The following is a 15,820-nucleotide window of genomic DNA, read 5'->3' as shown; positions in this document are numbered from 1 at the left end:
AATAAAGAATGCCTGTCTGAAAATATTTTCAGACAGGCATATCGTATATTTTGAGCAAGACCTGTTATCTCCGGAGAATCAAATGAATGCCCCCAAAATCGTCGTTATCGGCAGCATTAATATGGATTTAGTTACCTCGTCGCCCCGTTTTCCACAACCAGGCGAAACCTTGCTAGGAATGGGTTTTCATCAATATATGGGCGGGAAAGGCGCCAATCAGGCCGTGGCCGCCGCGCGCTTGGGCGCAAAAGTTTCGCTTATCGGCGCGGTTGGTTCGGATCATTTCGGGCAGGCTTTATTAGACAATTTGCGAAAAGAACAAGTCAACACGGATGCCGTGCGCATTATTCAAGACCAGCCCAGCGGCATGGCAAACATCACGGTAGCAGAAGGCGACAACCATATTATTGTGGTTTCAGGCGCCAACTTTTCTCTTACCCCGGCTGATGTGCACAACGAAGAACAGCGTATTGCCGATGCCGATGTGGTTATGGCACAGCTGGAAACCCCGCTAGACACCGTAATTGCCGGCGCCAAGCTGGCAAAAAAATACGGCAAGCCCTTTATCCTCAACCCTGCTCCCGCGCAAAAATTGCCGCAGGAATTAATCAATTTAACCAGCCTGCTTACCCCAAACGCTTACGAACTCGCAATTAGCTTAGGCCTGTCTGAAAACTTGTCTCCGGAAGAAATGCTACGACAATCACCTTGCCAAGTGGTAATGACTTTAGGTTCCAAAGGCGCATTATTCAATGATGAAACCGGCGCACAACATAGCCAGCCCAGCTTTAAAGTCACTCCTGTCGACACAACCGGGGCGGGAGATACGTTTAATAGCACTTTGGCAGTGTTCCTTAAACAAGGTTTACACGAGGCAGTGAAAAAAGCCTGCGCAGCCGCAGCCATTTCAGTTACCCGCCCGGGCGCACAAGGTGGCATGCCTTTATATAAGGAACTGGAAGCGTTTTTAACCAAACAATAAACCGACTACCGAAAAAGCCGGAAACATATCACACTGCTTGACGAATATAATGTAACTTCTGAAACCAGCATAAGGTAATGCCTGTCTGAAAAATCACTTTTTCAGACAGGCATTTCTCAAATTACTCCCTGTTTAAACCACTTCTACCACTATGTCGGTATCAACATATAAGTGATTACTACCGTGTTTATACAGGCTATAGCTCACATTGTCTTTCAACTCACTGGCACCGGTGAATGACCAATCTGAAGACAATGTCAACATGTCATCGGTATCACCGTTAAGCCACACGAAGGAATAACTGGAAAGCAAATCGTCAGCCAGAGAAACATCAACCAATTCAGAAGCAGAACTCTTCAGATTGATTACTTCACCATCTCGATTTTCTTTCGTAATATCCAAAGTTACTCTCGACAAATCGTCTTTATTAATTGAATCCGCATTGGTTTTGCTGATTAACGCGGCCAAACCGTTGGCGCTCCATTCATAAATCTGATCATCAGTCAGATTATCGGCATTTTCGCCCCAAATCGTTAAAGACGAGCCGATTACCTTACCGGTATTTGTAATCAGGTCGGAATGGTCTTTACCATCCCAAACGCCCAAATCCCACATAGCTTGAATATCGCTGGCCATATGTGCGCCGCTTTCGGCATTGGTTACGCCGTCATCGGGTACGAAATACAAGTAATACCAGTTGTAATTCAAAACATCAAAGCCTTCGTCCAGCAAGTCTTTCATGCTTGCGCGCTCTGCGCGACGATCAGCAGCCACCGAATCAACACCCGGATTGCCATCGTAACTCCAATAGGTAATTTCGATTGCAGGGTTCAATTCTTTCAAGCTGGTTTTCAAAAGGCCGTCGTTCCACATACGTGTTTTCAAGCCTTGTTCGTCCAAGAATTTCGATAAGGTATTGGCATAAGTGATGAACTCGTGATTGTTCAAAGCACTGTAACCAAATTCATCACCGCCGATATGGAAGTGTTTGCTGTTGCCCTGCATCAAGCCGATTACTTCAGTATAAAGGCTTTTCACAAAATCAATAGCCTTAGGATCAGTAATCTTGATTTCATCGTTTACCACTTCGGATTTGATGCTCTGCACATAATCCGCACCTTTGTGATGCTCCAACAAATCAAAGATTGCATCCATATGATTAGGTGTGTCTATCTCCGGAATCAGCTCCACACCTTTGGCTTTAGCATGAGACACAATATCGGCAATCTGCTCGTAGCTCAAAAACTGTTTGCCCGTTTTTGGGTTGGTGTAAGTACCGTCTTCATTTTGGGTAGCATTCGCAGCGCGTTGATCAAGCACAGTGCTTTCAAACGCGTAATTTTCATCATCCGATAAATGCAGTTGCAAAAACGTACCGCCTGATTTGCTGATGGTATCAATGTATTTTTTAATCACATCTGCAGAATAGAAATGTTTGGCGATATCCAGCGTCAAACCACTTTGCTTGCCGTTTACTGCAGGTTGCGGTACAGGCTCTGCTTGTTCTGTCGCAGAATGATTAGGGTCAACGATATTGCCGGTGCCCTCTGTTGTTTCCGGCACAACGTTTTCTTTAACCGAAGGAGTCGATTCCGGCACATTATTGTTTTCTGGTGTTGAATTTTCTACTTTTGTTTCCGGCTTAGGAGCAGGCTCTTCCGGTGGTTTAATATCACCGGCAGGCGGAGAAGAAACAGGATCCTCAACAGGTTTCGCTTCCTCAGCCGAAGCAGCAGGCGATTCAGCTGTTACTCCGGCAGTGCTTGGTGTTTGATCTTCTTTCGCTGAATGCTCTTCACCTGAATGTTCTTCAGTAGATGCAGCAGGCTGTGTTGCGGAGCGTTCCTCTCCCATACTCCGTTTTCGGGCTGTTTTTTCTTGACCATCATCTGAACTACCGCCGGATGAACCTCCGGCAGCTGCTGCAGCCAAACCGGCCAACAATAAACCCGAACCGCCAACAATCCAAGGCATTTTGCCTGAGCCAGAGTCATTGATAGGCGCTATCTCTTCTGCACCACTATCAACAGCACTTGAATCATCGGCAACATCAACAGAAGCATTTTTTGCTAAATGTGTATAACCGATATGATTATAAGCGGTTTGTATTTGATCTTCCGGAACCACCCAATTTTCAGTAAAAAGTTGGTAAGTTTCCTGCTCTTCTAAGGCTAAAGCTCCTTCTGAATTTAATTCCTGCGCGATTAATTGACCATTCTCAATGTCCGACATAGGAATTTCTTTGGATTGGTTTATTATCTCTTGCATATGTGTGAGCTCATGTTGTTTGAATTTTGAACTTGGCATATGATATTTAAATTTCATTTTTGTTCCCCGGTAATCTTTAAATTTTCAATAATTGCCCAAATATCAAATAATTAAAGAACTCTTTTTATCTGAAATTTATACTCTCGTAAAGCTTTTTTTATACCACTTATCTCTTTTATAGACCGGATATACTGAAATAGCCCATCAGCATAAGGATACGCTTTTTTCATCATTCCCAACCACTGTTTCACTCTTGCAACAGGATATTTGTTTTCTCCTTCTTTCTCTACGCACAAATCCACAAACAACAAAATCCAATCCATGATTTCTGCAAACGTCATCGGCCGAACCGGCTCGCCGTTTTCATACTGTTTAATCTGCCTTGCCAAATCCGGCACCATCACAGCCCCACGACCCAGCATCACACTGTCGCAACCGCTTTCCTCTTTAATCCCTATATAGTCAGCCAAAGTGAATACATCACCGTTTGCCGTAACCGGAATATCCACAGCTTCAGCAATTTTACGCACCCATATCCAATGGGCAGGCGGTTCGTAACCTTCTACTTTAGTGCGTGCATGTACGGTTAAGCCGCAGGCGCCGCCTTCATTAATCGCACAGGCATTTTCCAAAGCGAGCGTTTTATCCTCAAAACCCAAACGCATTTTTGCCGTAAGTGGTATATGTTCGGGCAAAGCATCCCGTAGGGTTTTCACAATACGGAACACTCTGTCCGGCTCCTTCAGTAAAACTGCGCCTCCTTGATGCTTATTTACCGTAGGTGCGGGGCAACCAAAGTTGAGATCGATTTTTTCCACGCCAAACCGCACTGCTGCCAACGCATTGACTGCCATATTTTCTGCATCACTACCTAAAAGCTGCACTGTACACGGCACACCTGAAAATGTTTTATTACCGTGTGCAATTTCAGGTGCATATCTTAACCAAGTCGCACGGGAATGCACCGTGTGCGTGATACGCACAAACTCACTCACACACTCGTCAAAACCACCAATACGCGTTAATAAATCACGCATCACATCATCAGTTAACCCCTGCATCGGGGCCAGCACCAAACGCATATCTCAACAATGCCTGTCTGAAATTAAGAAAAGCGCATATTGTATCGTTATCTTGGCTGCGTTACACTTCCAACTTCCTCCTAATTTTTATCGGTGCGCTTGAATATGTCTGAAAAAATCCGCTTAATCATTGATACCGACCCAGGCCAAGATGACGCAGCAGCCATTCTGATGGCACATGGCTTAGCCAAACGCGGGTTGATTGACTTTATGTCGGTTACCGTAGTAGCCGGCAATGTAGGTATCCGCTATACCTCTGAAAATGCACGGATTATTTGCGATTGGGCCGGAAAGGAAAATTTTCCTGTGTATTCAGGTGTTGCCAAACCGCTGCTGCGGAATCTGGTTACCGCCGAAGAGGTGCACGGCAAAACTGGTTTGGACGGCGTTGAACGCCATTCCCCCCGTTGCCCGTTACAAGAGCAGCACGCCGTGAACTATTTGATTGATACTTTACGTGCAGCAGAAGACAACAGCATTGTCATCTGCCCTATCGGCCCGTTAACCAATATCGCCCAAGTTTTAACGCTTGCACCGGACTGCGCGCGTGCTATCAAACGGATTGTTTTGATGGGCGGCAATTATTTCGAAGCGGGTAACATCACGCCCGCGGCGGAGTTCAATTTTTATTGCGACCCGCACGCCGCACAAATCGTGTTGCAAAGCGGCGTACCCACAACCATTTTGCCGCTCGATGTAACCCACAAAGCATGCATTACCACCCCACGTATGGATGTGTTGCGCAAGCAGAATAATAAAAACGGCCCGCGTTTGGCCGGCATTCTGCAAAGTTATGAGCGATACGACATTCAAAAATTCGGCACCGAAGGCGGCCCGTTGCATGACCCCTGCGCGATTACTTGCGCGGTGTTTCCCGAATTATTCCAAGGTCGCGAATGCTATGTTCAAGTGGAAACTTCCAGCGAATTAACCATGGGCGCGTGTGTGGTGGATTGGTGGAATTCAACCGGCAAACCGGCAAATGCTTATTGGGTAACCGAAGTTGATGCAGATAGAATGTTTGAAGAAATGGCTTTATCTATCGGGCAATTGCCTTAGATCTTAAGAATGCCTGTCTGAAAACAAACAGAAAGGCCGTCTGCAATATTTCAGACGGCCTTCTCTCCTTAAAATATCGAATATGAAAATGAACGACACTGCCGAAAAAATACCCGTTACCGCTGCCATGATGGTTAAAAATTCCGAAAAATACCTAGCAGAGGTATTACAGTGCCTGAGCGGTTTCGACGAAGTATTACTATTAGACAACGGTTCGACCGACCGCACACTCGAAATCGCTGCATGTTTTAACAACGTAAGCATACACAAACACGAGTTCATCGGTTTCGGCCCCATGAAAAACCTTTCGGCCAAGCTTGCACGCCATGATTGGATTTTCAGCATAGACAGCGATGAAATCGTTACACCCGAGTTGATGCAAAGCATACGCCAAGCGGATTTATCGCAAACCAACCGCATATACACCCTCTCCCGCTTAAATCATTATCGCGGCCGTGCAATCAAAGGCTGCGGCTGGTATCCCGACATAATCTGCCGCCTCTACAACCGCAAACACACACGTTTTAACGACCGTCAAGTTCATGAATCATTAGAGCAACCGGAAGGAACCCAAATTGCTGCTCTAAAAGGCGAACTTTTGCATTATTCTTTTGATTCTGCCGATGGTTTGATTCAAAAAATGCAGCAATACACTTCACTTTATGCAGACCAATTCCGTTTTACCAAACGCACCTCTGCCGGCAGCGCAACTTTGCACGGATTTTCTTCTTTTATTAAAAACTATTTCATCAAACAAGGTTTTAAATATGGCAGCGACGGGTTTACCATCTCCTTTTCCAATGCTGCCGGTTCTTTTTACAAATACATCAAACTAAATGAGCGTAACCAAGCATTGAACGTATCACTGTTAATCACTACCTACAACCGCCCAGATGCCTTGCAAAAAGTGCTTTACTCCACGCTTCAACAAAACGTCAAGCCCGTTGAAATCCTAATTGCTGATGATGGTTCCCGTGAAGATACGGCAGAAGTCATCCGTGCATTCGCTTCAAAAAGTCCCATCCCGGTCAAACACCTGTGGCAGGAAGACGAAGGCTTTCGTGCCGCTCAAGCCCGCAACCGTGCCATCGCAGCCGCCAGCGGTGAATATATGGTGATTATTGATGGCGATATGGTGCTGCATCCCGAGTTTATCCGCGACCACATACAAGCCGCCCAAAAAAACACGCTTATCCAAGGCTCGCGCGTTATGCTTACCCAAGAGAAAACCGCGGAATTGCTCAGCCGACCCGACCAAACAGAACCCGTTTCTCTTTTCGACAAAGGAATAGAAAAACGCTTAGCAGCGTTGCGCTGCGGTCATTTAAGTAAATTCATCTGGCGCAAAAAAAGCCAGAGCCATAAATCCATTAAAAGCTGCAATATGGGCTTTTTCCGGGAAGATGCATTGGCAGTTAACGGCTTTAACAATGAATTTGTCGGCTGGGGCAGAGAAGACAGCGAATTTGTCGCCCGCCTCTATCATCATGGCTTAAAACGCCGCAACCTGAAATTCGGCGGAATTGCCTACCACCTATGGCATCACGAAGCAGAACGCGATGCTCTGCCGCACAACGATGCGCTTTTAAACAAAACGCTGGACAATAAGCTGACACGTTGCGAAAACGGTGTAAATCAATTCTTAACGGCAGACACTGCAAATTAAACAATGCCTGTCTGAAAATAGTTTTCAGACAGGCATTGAAATGAACCGAAGTAAAATCGGCTGCCTCAGCCTTTAAGTCAATCAACCGCCCGCTTTAGGCTGACTTGCAGCTTGTTGGGAACTTGCTGCCTGTGACTCGTTAGGTTCAACCACGTCATCAATGTCCACATCATCGGGCTCACTTCTGAGCGGTTTTCCATTAAACAGCAACCGGCTATCTTTCAAAACCATTTGCGTGCTGATATCGCCGTTGTTTACCGTAATATAACCATCACGACTCATTGAAGCTACTACGTTCTCAACCATCAGGCGCAAAGTTTCATTAATATCATCAAGGCTGGCGCGACCTTCGGCAGCATCTTCAGCATTAACCGTAAACACATTGCGTGCTTGATTGATTACCAAGCTTTCCAGCAGTTTTTGCGGAACCTGAAATTTGAAATCGGCATACGTTTTTTTAATCAACGCGTTGAAATTATTCAAATCAGGTTGGGTAAGACCATTAAAGCGCAACTCCCCGCTAGACTGCACTTTACCTTGCGGCATCTTCAAATCAAAAGTGCGCACTTTAATTACAGGATTATTGATAAACAAGCCTGCAGCTTCGTTTTTTGCCGCCTGAATCAACATATCCTGAATTTGCTGGCCGGTCATTTCTTTGGATGCAGCCTCAGCCATTTTGTTTTTCAATATCAAAAGGCTCTTAGCGTCAAGGTGCTCGGCAGCCACATCAATATTCAAAGGGCCGTATTGTTCTTCACCGTAAACCAAATTGGCAAATCGGAACTTCCCTTCACTGTTAATCCAATCCCCGTTCTCTGCCATCTTGGTATCAAATTGCAGCTTGTCCACCACAATTTTCGAAGGCGCTACCTGACCGGTAGGATTAATAAAAGCACCAATCTGCAAATCGGTTACCAGATTAATCAGCTCGTTGATTTTCACATTGTAATCAACGCCCTCTTTCCATACGACTGAAAATTTATCCAGCTTAAAACTACTGTTGCCAAGCGATAACTGGGTTTTGCCGTCTTGAGTTTGCGTATTAATTTGCAGATTTTCCAGCGATACATCACCTTTGTCTGCCAATTTGGCAAACAAAGCAGGAGCTTGATAGCTGTGACTGTAATCCGACCAGCCGGGCTGATAATCGGTATTGCCGCTCAAACCTTTCCAGTTCAATTTAATGCCTGACAACTCTTCATAATCGAAAGCAGGCACGCTGGCTTGCAATTGGCCGGAACCGTTCATGTGAATCACATTAGTCAGAACCAATGGCGCTTGATCGCCAAAAAACCGCTTCAGCGCTTTTTGTGTTTCCGGGTGATATTTGAATTCGGTTTCCACCTTCGCACTAACAGGCATCAAACCACCGGCAAACGGCCCGTGTTTGATATGGTTTACCATGGTAACCGGCTCGTTCAGAATCGTTTTTAAATTGTCCGGCAAATATTGCTGCATATTTTTCAGCAAAGTAGGTTTCAATCTGACAACGGTGGTTTCCGTCGCACCGAACCAGCCGCGTTCATATTGATAGGATTCGACCGTGAGAAAGCTGGTTTTGGCAAGCAACTGATGCTGCTCGCTCAAGGCCTGTTCGGCTTTTTGTCCGAGAAAATAAGGGGCACCGCCAAATACGGCTGCCGCTACCAAGGCTATACCGGAAACTCCGATGGGTATCAGCTTTTTCATCTTATCGCTAGAAATGTAAAAGATTAGAGGATAGCATTTTTTAAAGCTTTTGTCCCCGCATCTTCAGAAGCGGTTCTATATAACCAAGAAGCATTAGTTAACAATCATTCATTCTTTTTCTTATTAAAAACTCTTTCTTAAAATGAAGAAGTAATCCCTAAAATTAAGCAAAAGGAAATAAAATGAAGCCAAAATATTTGATCGCCTTATTCACATTCACGGCACTCTCCCTATCCGGCTGCGCCCCCGAGCCCGATACCAAGCTGGCATCAGCCCCGAGTGATAACGCCGCCGCAACAACTTTGCTGAATGTTTCATATGATGTAACACGTGATTACTACAAACAATACAACCCTATTTTTACAAAAAAATACGCAAGCAAACATCCCAACTCAACCATTGATATCCAACAATCACACGGTGGCTCCAGCAAGCAGGCATTGTCGGTAGCAAACGGCTTGCAGGCAGATGTAGTTACTATGAATCAAAGCTCGGATATAGATTTACTGGTGCAAAAAGGTTTAGTTTCCCCCGATTGGCAAAAACAGTTTCCGAATAATGCCGTCCCCTTTACCAGCACTACGGTTTTCTTGGTACGGAAAGGTAACCCGCTGCAAGTTAAAGATTGGTCAGATTTAGTTAGAGACAACATCAAAGTGGTGTTTGCCAACCCCAAAACCTCTGGCAACGGCCGCTACTCTTTTCTCGCTGCCTATGCTTATGCGCTAAAAACCAACCATAATGATGAAAACAAAGCAATTGAATTTACCAAGAAACTCTTGAAGAATATTCCAGTGTTTGAAAACGGCGGGCGGGCGGCCACTACCACTTTTGTTCAACGCAATATCGGCGATGTGTTGATTACATTTGAAAACGAAGCCAATTTAGCGGCAAAACAATTGGGCAATGGCAATTTTGAAATCGTGTATCCCAGTTATTCGATTCTAATGGAGAGCCCCGTTGCAGTCGTAAACAGCGTTACCGATAAAAAAGGCTCAACGGCAGCCGCAACCGAATATCTGAATTATTTATGGAGCCAACCAGCCCAAGAGCTTGGCGCCAAACTTTACCTGAGACCGACAGACAAAAATGTGTTGGCGGCAAACGCAACAACGTTTCCGCAAGTCGAAACATTCCGTCCGACGGAGGTGTTCGGCTCTTGGGATCAGATTATGAAAAAATACTTCGCCGACGGCGGTTTGTTTGATCAACTGACCACCAAATAAGCTTACCGTTAAAAATAATAAGCCATGCCTGTCTGAAAATTTTCAGACAGGCATTTATGTTGTACCGCTTACTGAACAAATTTGAGCAATACATCCGTCATACTCAGGCTTGAAATTGGGAAAAGTAAAGAAAACGCTCGGATCAAGCCCGAGCATGACGGATGCTTTATCTGCCATTTAATTTAAATCACATATTCCACCATTTCGGGTAACTTGAATACAATATGCTTTCTAGGATACAGCCATACCGTTTGCCCCAATACAAATGACTCGGCGCGGTATTCATTGTGCGGAAGCAATACTTGCAACAGCCGATTGTTGCCCGAATGCTTCAACATAAGCCGAACCATAGGGCCGGTGGTTTGTATAGAAACTACTTCGGCTGCTCCGATACTATTGCTGTCCGCTTTTACAGATAATCCCAAATCATGCGGGCGAATATAAGCAATGACATTTTGCCGCTCATGCCCCCTGCCATCCAGTTTTTCTTCATAACCACCAATAAACAGACTGCCTTGCTCTATTTTTGCATTTTCAAATGCGTTCACTTCACCGAGAAATTCGGTAACAAACACATTTTCAGGCTCATGATATAAATCATCACCGCTACCCGTTTGCTCAATTACACCGTGATTCATCACCACAATTCTATCGGCCATTTCCAGCGCTTCTTCCTGATCATGTGTAACCAACACACTGGTAATGCCCAACTCATGATGGATTTGACGCAGCCAATGACGCAATTCTTTCCTTACTTTGGCATCCAGCGCACCAAACGGCTCATCTAATAGTAAAAGCTTCGGTTCGGTAGCTAGCGCGCGTGCAAGAGCGATACGTTGGCGCTGACCGCCAGAAAGCTGTCCGGGATAAGCTTTGGCGAGATGCTCAAGCTGCACCAGCTGAAGCAGGTTGTAAACTTTCTCTTTAATTTGGCTTTCGGCCGGTCTGACTTTCCGTGGCAGCACCTGTAAGCCGAAAGCAATGTTATCGAACACATTCATATGCCTGAATAGCGCATAATGCTGAAACATAAAACCAACCTTGCGGTCACGCACATGTTTGAGGGTCACATTTTCATCATCAAAGAAAATACCGCCTCCATCCGGCTGCTCTAAACCCGCAATAATTCGTAAAAGGGTGGTTTTTCCGCAGCCAGAAGGCCCAAGCAGCGCGGTAAGACTGCCCGTCGGAATCGTAAGGCTGATGTTTTTCAAAGCATGAAAACTGCCGAAGTATTTGTTGAGTTGTTCGATACGTATAGTCATAACCAGGCTCCTATCAAGTCATTCCGGTCGAATGTAATACAGTTGTTTCAGACAGGCATATCTTCAATTACCGGCCGACCCAAGCTGTTTTTGCCGCCTCCAGGCCAACATGTTTTGCAGCAGCAAAGTCAACAAAGCCAGCAAAGCCAGCAGGCTGGATAAAGCAAATGCAGCGGTAAAATTATATTCGTTATATAAAATCTCCACCTGCAAAGGTAGTGTATTAGTCTGTCCGCGGATATGGCCGGATACCATGCTCACCGCACCAAACTCACCCATAGCACGCGCATTAGTCAGAATAATCCCGTAAAGCAGCGCCCATTTGATATTAGGCAGAGTAATGCGCCAAAACATCTGCCAGCCGCTCGCCCCCAGAATCAAGGCGGCCTGTTCTTCGCTATCGCCTTGTGCTTGCATTAAAGGAATCAGCTCGCGTGCCACAAACGGAAAAGTTACAAACAAGGTAGCCAACACCATCCCGGGCAAAGCAAACACAATCTGAACACCATGCGCCTCCAACCAAGCCCCCATCACACTGTTAGCACCGAATAAAAGTACAAACATCAAGCCCGCTACTACCGGCGACACAGAAAAAGGCAAGTCCAACAATGTAGTGAACAGCTGCTTGCCGCGAAAATCAAAACGTGTGAGCAGCCAAGCCAGCGCGATACCTATGACTATATTTACCGGCACCACTATTGCCGCAATCAACACTGTCAGCTTAACCGCATGCAAAGCATCCGCCTCAGTCAGCGCAGCAAGATAAAGCTGCCATCCTTTTTCCAGAGCGTTCCAGAACACGGCAACTAAAGGCACCACCAGCATCAGCCCAAGAAACGACAATGCAGTGCCGATTAAGACATAACGTACAATACGCGACTCAGTAAGAAGGGGATTGGTTTTAGCTGTATTCATAGTCTTACTCCGCAAAGCAGGCTCAACGCCCGCGCTTATTCAAATGCCATTGCCAAATATTCAAAGCAAATAAAATCACAAACGAAATACCCAGCATAAACAAAGCTACCGCACTTGCTCCGTTCACATCAAACAACTCAAATTTGCCGGCAATAATCAAAGGCAGAATTTCCGATTCCATCGGAATGTTTCCCGCAATAAAAATCACAGAACCATATTCACCCGTTGCCCTTGCAAACGCCATACCCGCACCGGTTAACAAAGCAGGCGAAATTTCCGGCAATAGCACGCGATAAAGCACTGTAAAACGGTTCGCCCCCAAAGATGCCGCTGCCTCTTCATATTCTGGAGACAATTCTTCCAGCACCGGCTGAACGGAGCGAACAATAAACGGCAGGCTCACTACCACTAGTGCCACCCAAATTCCAAGCGGCGTAAACGCCACTTTGATACCGAAAGGTTCCAGCCAACTACCAAGCCAGCCGTTGGGTGCATAAAGCGTGGCCAGCGCTACACCGGTTACCGCGGTAGGCAATGCAAAAGGCAGATCAACCAAGGCATTTACCAACCCTTTTCCCCAAAAGCGGTAACGCACCAACACCCACGCTACCAGAGTACCGAACACCACATTGGCCAACATCGCAAAAAAAGAGGTTTTCAAAGTCAGCCACACAGCAGCCAATGTGCGCGGTTCGGCAATTTGCTCCACAAAACCCGCCCAACCCATGCCCGTTACCGCAACAACCAACATGGCAAACGGCATCAACACCATCAGAGAAAGCGTCAGCATACTCAACCCAAGTGTAAGCTTGAAACCGGGCAAAACAGTTTGTGTTTTCAACAACAGCATCATTCCACCTTATCTTAATGCCTGTCTGAAAAACGATTCAGACAGGCATTGTTAGATTCCATAACACAACAACAGCCGGCACATATTAAAGACTACACGGCCATTTGAAAAAGAACATAAAATTGTAACTAAATACACTTTAGTTATAAGCATTCCAAACGAACAAAATGCCTGTCTGAAAACCTTTCAGACAGGCATTGTTCATATCGCTTACCAATTCTTGTTTACAGCAACACAAATACCAACGCAAGTATCGCAGCATAACCAAACATAAACATCACAGAAATTGCCGGCACGCCCCGGTTAATGATGCGGCAGATGTTATACAGTACATGCCCCACCGCATACCAACACACTGAATTAAGCATCAGAAAGCTGCCGTAATGATCCGTATATTCCGAAGAGAAAAGAGAAAAAGGCCAAGCAGTTATATAGCTTAACGGCGCGGCCAAACTACCGCCTTTCACACAAAACACCAAAGCATTACCGGCAAAATAAACCGCCGCAAACCATATCCCAATCCACGCGGGTTTAAGCCAAAGTTTTATCCTGTAACACACAGATTGGCAATTATTTTTCGGAAATGCCTGTCTGAAACCCATACTACCGGCCTTTCTGGATTACAGACTGCTGATAATCGAATTAACCATCTTGGCGGAATTGACCGCCGCCGTTTCCAAGAATTCTTCAAAACTGATATTGGCTTTTTCATCAGCCAAATCCGATACGGCGCGGATTATGACAAACGGCACACCGAATTGCTCGCATGTCTGCGCAATCGCCGCAGCCTCCATTTCCACCACCTGCACACCAAAGAAATTCTGGCGGATACGCGCCACCTGCTCCACGCTATGAATAAACTGATCGCCACTCACAATCAAACCTTTATGAATCCGCGCACCGGCAAAAACCCTTGCCGCTTTACCCGCCGCGCGAACCAAATCAGTATCGCTTTCAAACGCAGGCCGCAATTTCGGCACTTGGCCGATTTTATAACCGAATGCGGTCACATCCACATCGTGGTGCGCAATCAGCGTACCCACCACTACGTCGCCCACCTGTAAAGCCGCACCCAACCCACCGGCGCTGCCCGTATTAATCACGCAGTCGGCCTGATAGCGGTTAATTGCCATAGTAGTTGCAATAGCAGCATTCACTTTACCGATGCCGCTGAGTGAAAGAATCACTTCTTTATTAAATAAGCTGCCGCGGTAAAAGGTGAAATTACCGAATTTTTCTTCTTCAGGATGGTGCATCAAATTTTTCAAGAGCTCGATTTCCTGCTCCATCGCACCAATAATGGCAATCGTATTGGCTTTCATAGGCTTCCTTCCGACCGGCTGCTATCGTTCACAAAGGCATAATGCAACCTTACTGCAACACAAGCAAGGCTGAAACTGTGTCTATTTGTTTTCTTATTAATGTTGGTTTCGGTCATTTGTTGTAAAACCTGTAAAAGCAAGGGAACTTAAGTCCGATTATACATATGGTCTGATATAATTGCACGGTTCCGCCTTCCTGCAAGCGCACTCGACGCGAAAGAGTGCCATATCAGAAAAAAGAACTTTAAACATTTCAAACACTTTCATTACTTAATAAACAATACCATTGTCTTCTAAAGGTTGCCTCACCCATGGATAACACATTACACGATTCAATTGACACAAAAGACGAGCTTTACCAATGGCTTCGGTACATGGTGCAATACAAAGCGTCTGATTTATTCATAACCACAGGCTTTCCTCCGGCTGTAAAACTCGACGGTAAAATTACCCGTTTAAACGACCAGCCGCTCACGCCCGAGCGCTGCATAGAAATCGCCGCTTCAGTGATGAACCCGAAGCAGCTTGAAGAATTCACCACCACCAACGAATGTAATTTCGCAATCCAGCTGCCCGGCACAGCCCGTTTCCGCGTAAACGCTATGGTGCAGCGCGGCGCAACCGCTTTGGTGTTCCGTCAGATCAGCAGCGAAATTCCTTCTTTCGAGCAATTGAATCTGCCGCCTGTTTTGCAGCAAGTGGTTATGCGCAAACGCGGCCTGGTTATTTTTGTCGGTGGCACAGGTTCCGGCAAATCCACTTCGCTGGCCTCGCTAATCGACTACCGTAATGAACACGGTAACGACCACATTATTACCATTGAAGACCCGATTGAATTTGTGCATCAGCATAAAAACTGCATCATCACCCAGCGCGAAGTGGGGGTAGATACGGAAAACTGGTTTGCCGCCTTGAAAAACACTTTGCGCCAAGCGCCTGATGTGATTCTGATTGGCGAGATTCGCGACCGTGAAACCATGGAATATGCCTTGGCGTTTGCCGAAACAGGCCACTTGTGCATGGCCACACTGCATGCCAACAGTTCAAACCAAGCGCTTGACCGCATCATCAACTTCTTCCCCGAAGAGCGCCGCAACCAGCTTTTAACTGATCTGTCATTAAACTTGCAGGCTTTTATTTCACAACGCCTAATCCCATTGGAACACGGCAGAGGGCGTATTGCCGCAGTGGAAGTGTTGCTGAATTCCCCGCTAATCTCCGATTTGATTCACCGCGGCGAAATCCACAACATCAAAGAGATTATGAAAAAATCGACCGATATCGGTATGCAAACTTTCGACCAGGCTTTATACAAACTGTATGAGCAAGGTTCTATCAGCTTCCAGGAAGCCATTAAAAATGCCGATTCAGCCAACGACTTACGCCTCGATATCCAATTGCGCAGCCGTCGCGGCCGCAGCCAAGGCGTAGATTTAGAAATCATCGGTTAAACAAAAAGTGTAAGCTTATTAAACAATGCCTGTCTGAAATCT

The 15,820-nt window shown here is 45.9% G+C and carries 13 protein-coding genes; 5 read left to right on the top strand and 8 right to left on the bottom strand.

Annotation, left to right across the window (positions count from 1 at the left end):
- Window positions 1–82: 82 nt before the first annotated feature.
- The gene (rbsK, locus tag AKG09_RS05450) at window positions 83–982 is read left to right on the top strand and encodes a ribokinase (protein WP_054618457.1); all 900 of its coding nucleotides are present in this window, start codon (window positions 83–85) and stop codon (window positions 980–982) included.
- Window positions 983–1,114: 132 nt separating this feature from the next.
- On the opposite strand, the gene AKG09_RS11630 is transcribed toward rbsK, so the two are convergent.
- Window positions 1,115–3,214, bottom strand: a complete 2,100-nt coding sequence (locus AKG09_RS11630) for a family 20 glycosylhydrolase (protein ID WP_197272118.1) — start codon at window positions 3,212–3,214, stop codon at window positions 1,115–1,117.
- A gap of 146 nt (window positions 3,215–3,360) precedes the next feature.
- A complete protein-coding gene (locus AKG09_RS05440) occupies window positions 3,361–4,332 on the bottom strand; it encodes a tRNA-dihydrouridine synthase (RefSeq protein ID WP_054618456.1) in 972 nt (323 codons plus the stop codon).
- Window positions 4,333–4,437: 105 nt separating this feature from the next.
- On the opposite strand from AKG09_RS05440, the gene AKG09_RS05435 reads away from it, so the two are divergent.
- Entirely contained in the window at window positions 4,438–5,391 is a 954-nt protein-coding gene (locus tag AKG09_RS05435) for a nucleoside hydrolase (RefSeq protein ID WP_054618455.1), read from the top strand.
- An 82-nt stretch (window positions 5,392–5,473) separates the two neighbouring features.
- Window positions 5,474–7,057: a glycosyltransferase gene (locus AKG09_RS05430; RefSeq protein WP_369814083.1), complete on the top strand. Its 1,584-nt coding sequence runs from the start codon at window positions 5,474–5,476 to the stop codon at window positions 7,055–7,057.
- Window positions 7,058–7,138: 81 nt separating this feature from the next.
- On the opposite strand, the gene AKG09_RS05425 is transcribed toward AKG09_RS05430, so the two are convergent.
- The gene (locus AKG09_RS05425; RefSeq protein WP_054618454.1) at window positions 7,139–8,749 is read right to left on the bottom strand and encodes a YdgA family protein; all 1,611 of its coding nucleotides are present in this window, start codon (window positions 8,747–8,749) and stop codon (window positions 7,139–7,141) included.
- A 182-nt stretch (window positions 8,750–8,931) separates the two neighbouring features.
- Here AKG09_RS05425 and AKG09_RS05420 point away from each other — a divergent pair, with 182 nt between their 5' ends.
- Window positions 8,932–9,975 carry a sulfate ABC transporter substrate-binding protein gene (locus AKG09_RS05420; RefSeq protein WP_054618453.1) on the top strand — a complete coding sequence of 348 codons (1,044 nt, stop codon included), beginning with the start codon at window positions 8,932–8,934 and terminating at the stop codon, window positions 9,973–9,975.
- Between the two features lie 182 nt (window positions 9,976–10,157).
- Here the strand turns inward: AKG09_RS05420 and AKG09_RS05415 are convergent, their stop codons facing one another.
- The 5 genes from AKG09_RS05415 to AKG09_RS05395 all read right to left on the bottom strand — a co-directional run bounded on the left by AKG09_RS05415 (window position 10,158) and on the right by AKG09_RS05395 (window position 14,327).
- Window positions 10,158–11,240 (bottom strand): sulfate/molybdate ABC transporter ATP-binding protein, encoded by a 1,083-nt coding sequence (locus tag AKG09_RS05415; protein WP_054618452.1) that lies wholly within the window; start codon window positions 11,238–11,240, stop codon window positions 10,158–10,160.
- Between the two features lie 63 nt (window positions 11,241–11,303).
- Window positions 11,304–12,155 (bottom strand): sulfate ABC transporter permease subunit CysW, encoded by an 852-nt coding sequence (gene cysW / locus AKG09_RS05410; protein ID WP_054618451.1) that lies wholly within the window; start codon window positions 12,153–12,155, stop codon window positions 11,304–11,306.
- Window positions 12,156–12,177: 22 nt separating this feature from the next.
- Entirely contained in the window at window positions 12,178–13,005 is an 828-nt protein-coding gene (cysT, locus tag AKG09_RS05405) for a sulfate ABC transporter permease subunit CysT (protein ID WP_054618534.1), read from the bottom strand.
- Window positions 13,006–13,229: 224 nt separating this feature from the next.
- Window positions 13,230–13,607 carry a hypothetical protein gene (locus tag AKG09_RS05400; protein WP_054618450.1) on the bottom strand — a complete coding sequence of 126 codons (378 nt, stop codon included), beginning with the start codon at window positions 13,605–13,607 and terminating at the stop codon, window positions 13,230–13,232.
- Window positions 13,608–13,625: 18 nt separating this feature from the next.
- A complete protein-coding gene (locus AKG09_RS05395; protein WP_054618449.1) occupies window positions 13,626–14,327 on the bottom strand; it encodes a 5'-methylthioadenosine/adenosylhomocysteine nucleosidase in 702 nt (233 codons plus the stop codon).
- A gap of 311 nt (window positions 14,328–14,638) precedes the next feature.
- On the opposite strand from AKG09_RS05395, the gene AKG09_RS05390 reads away from it, so the two are divergent.
- Window positions 14,639–15,778 carry a PilT/PilU family type 4a pilus ATPase gene (locus tag AKG09_RS05390; RefSeq protein WP_054618448.1) on the top strand — a complete coding sequence of 380 codons (1,140 nt, stop codon included), beginning with the start codon at window positions 14,639–14,641 and terminating at the stop codon, window positions 15,776–15,778.
- The last annotated feature ends 42 nt before the right edge of the window (window positions 15,779–15,820 follow it).

The organism is Neisseria sp. 83E34 (assembly GCF_001308015.1).
GTDB lineage: Bacteria > Pseudomonadota > Gammaproteobacteria > Burkholderiales > Neisseriaceae > Neisseria.
This window is presented reverse-complemented; position numbering and strand designations above follow the sequence as displayed.

Coding starts and splice junctions, on each gene's coding strand:
- rbsK (WP_054618457.1), top strand. CDS start 83: ATGAATGCCCCCAAAATCGTCGTTATCGGCAGCATTAATATGGATTTA.
- AKG09_RS11630 (WP_197272118.1), bottom strand. CDS start 3,214: ATGTCGGACATTGAGAATGGTCAATTAATCGCGCAGGAATTAAATTCA.
- AKG09_RS05440 (WP_054618456.1), bottom strand. CDS start 4,332: ATGCGTTTGGTGCTGGCCCCGATGCAGGGGTTAACTGATGATGTGATG.
- AKG09_RS05435 (WP_054618455.1), top strand. CDS start 4,438: ATGTCTGAAAAAATCCGCTTAATCATTGATACCGACCCAGGCCAAGAT.
- AKG09_RS05430 (WP_369814083.1), top strand. CDS start 5,474: ATGAAAATGAACGACACTGCCGAAAAAATACCCGTTACCGCTGCCATG.
- AKG09_RS05425 (WP_054618454.1), bottom strand. CDS start 8,749: ATGAAAAAGCTGATACCCATCGGAGTTTCCGGTATAGCCTTGGTAGCG.
- AKG09_RS05420 (WP_054618453.1), top strand. CDS start 8,932: ATGAAGCCAAAATATTTGATCGCCTTATTCACATTCACGGCACTCTCC.
- AKG09_RS05415 (WP_054618452.1), bottom strand. CDS start 11,240: ATGACTATACGTATCGAACAACTCAACAAATACTTCGGCAGTTTTCAT.
- cysW (WP_054618451.1), bottom strand. CDS start 12,155: ATGAATACAGCTAAAACCAATCCCCTTCTTACTGAGTCGCGTATTGTA.
- cysT (WP_054618534.1), bottom strand. CDS start 13,005: ATGCTGTTGTTGAAAACACAAACTGTTTTGCCCGGTTTCAAGCTTACA.
- AKG09_RS05400 (WP_054618450.1), bottom strand. CDS start 13,607: ATGGGTTTCAGACAGGCATTTCCGAAAAATAATTGCCAATCTGTGTGT.
- AKG09_RS05395 (WP_054618449.1), bottom strand. CDS start 14,327: ATGAAAGCCAATACGATTGCCATTATTGGTGCGATGGAGCAGGAAATC.
- AKG09_RS05390 (WP_054618448.1), top strand. CDS start 14,639: ATGGATAACACATTACACGATTCAATTGACACAAAAGACGAGCTTTAC.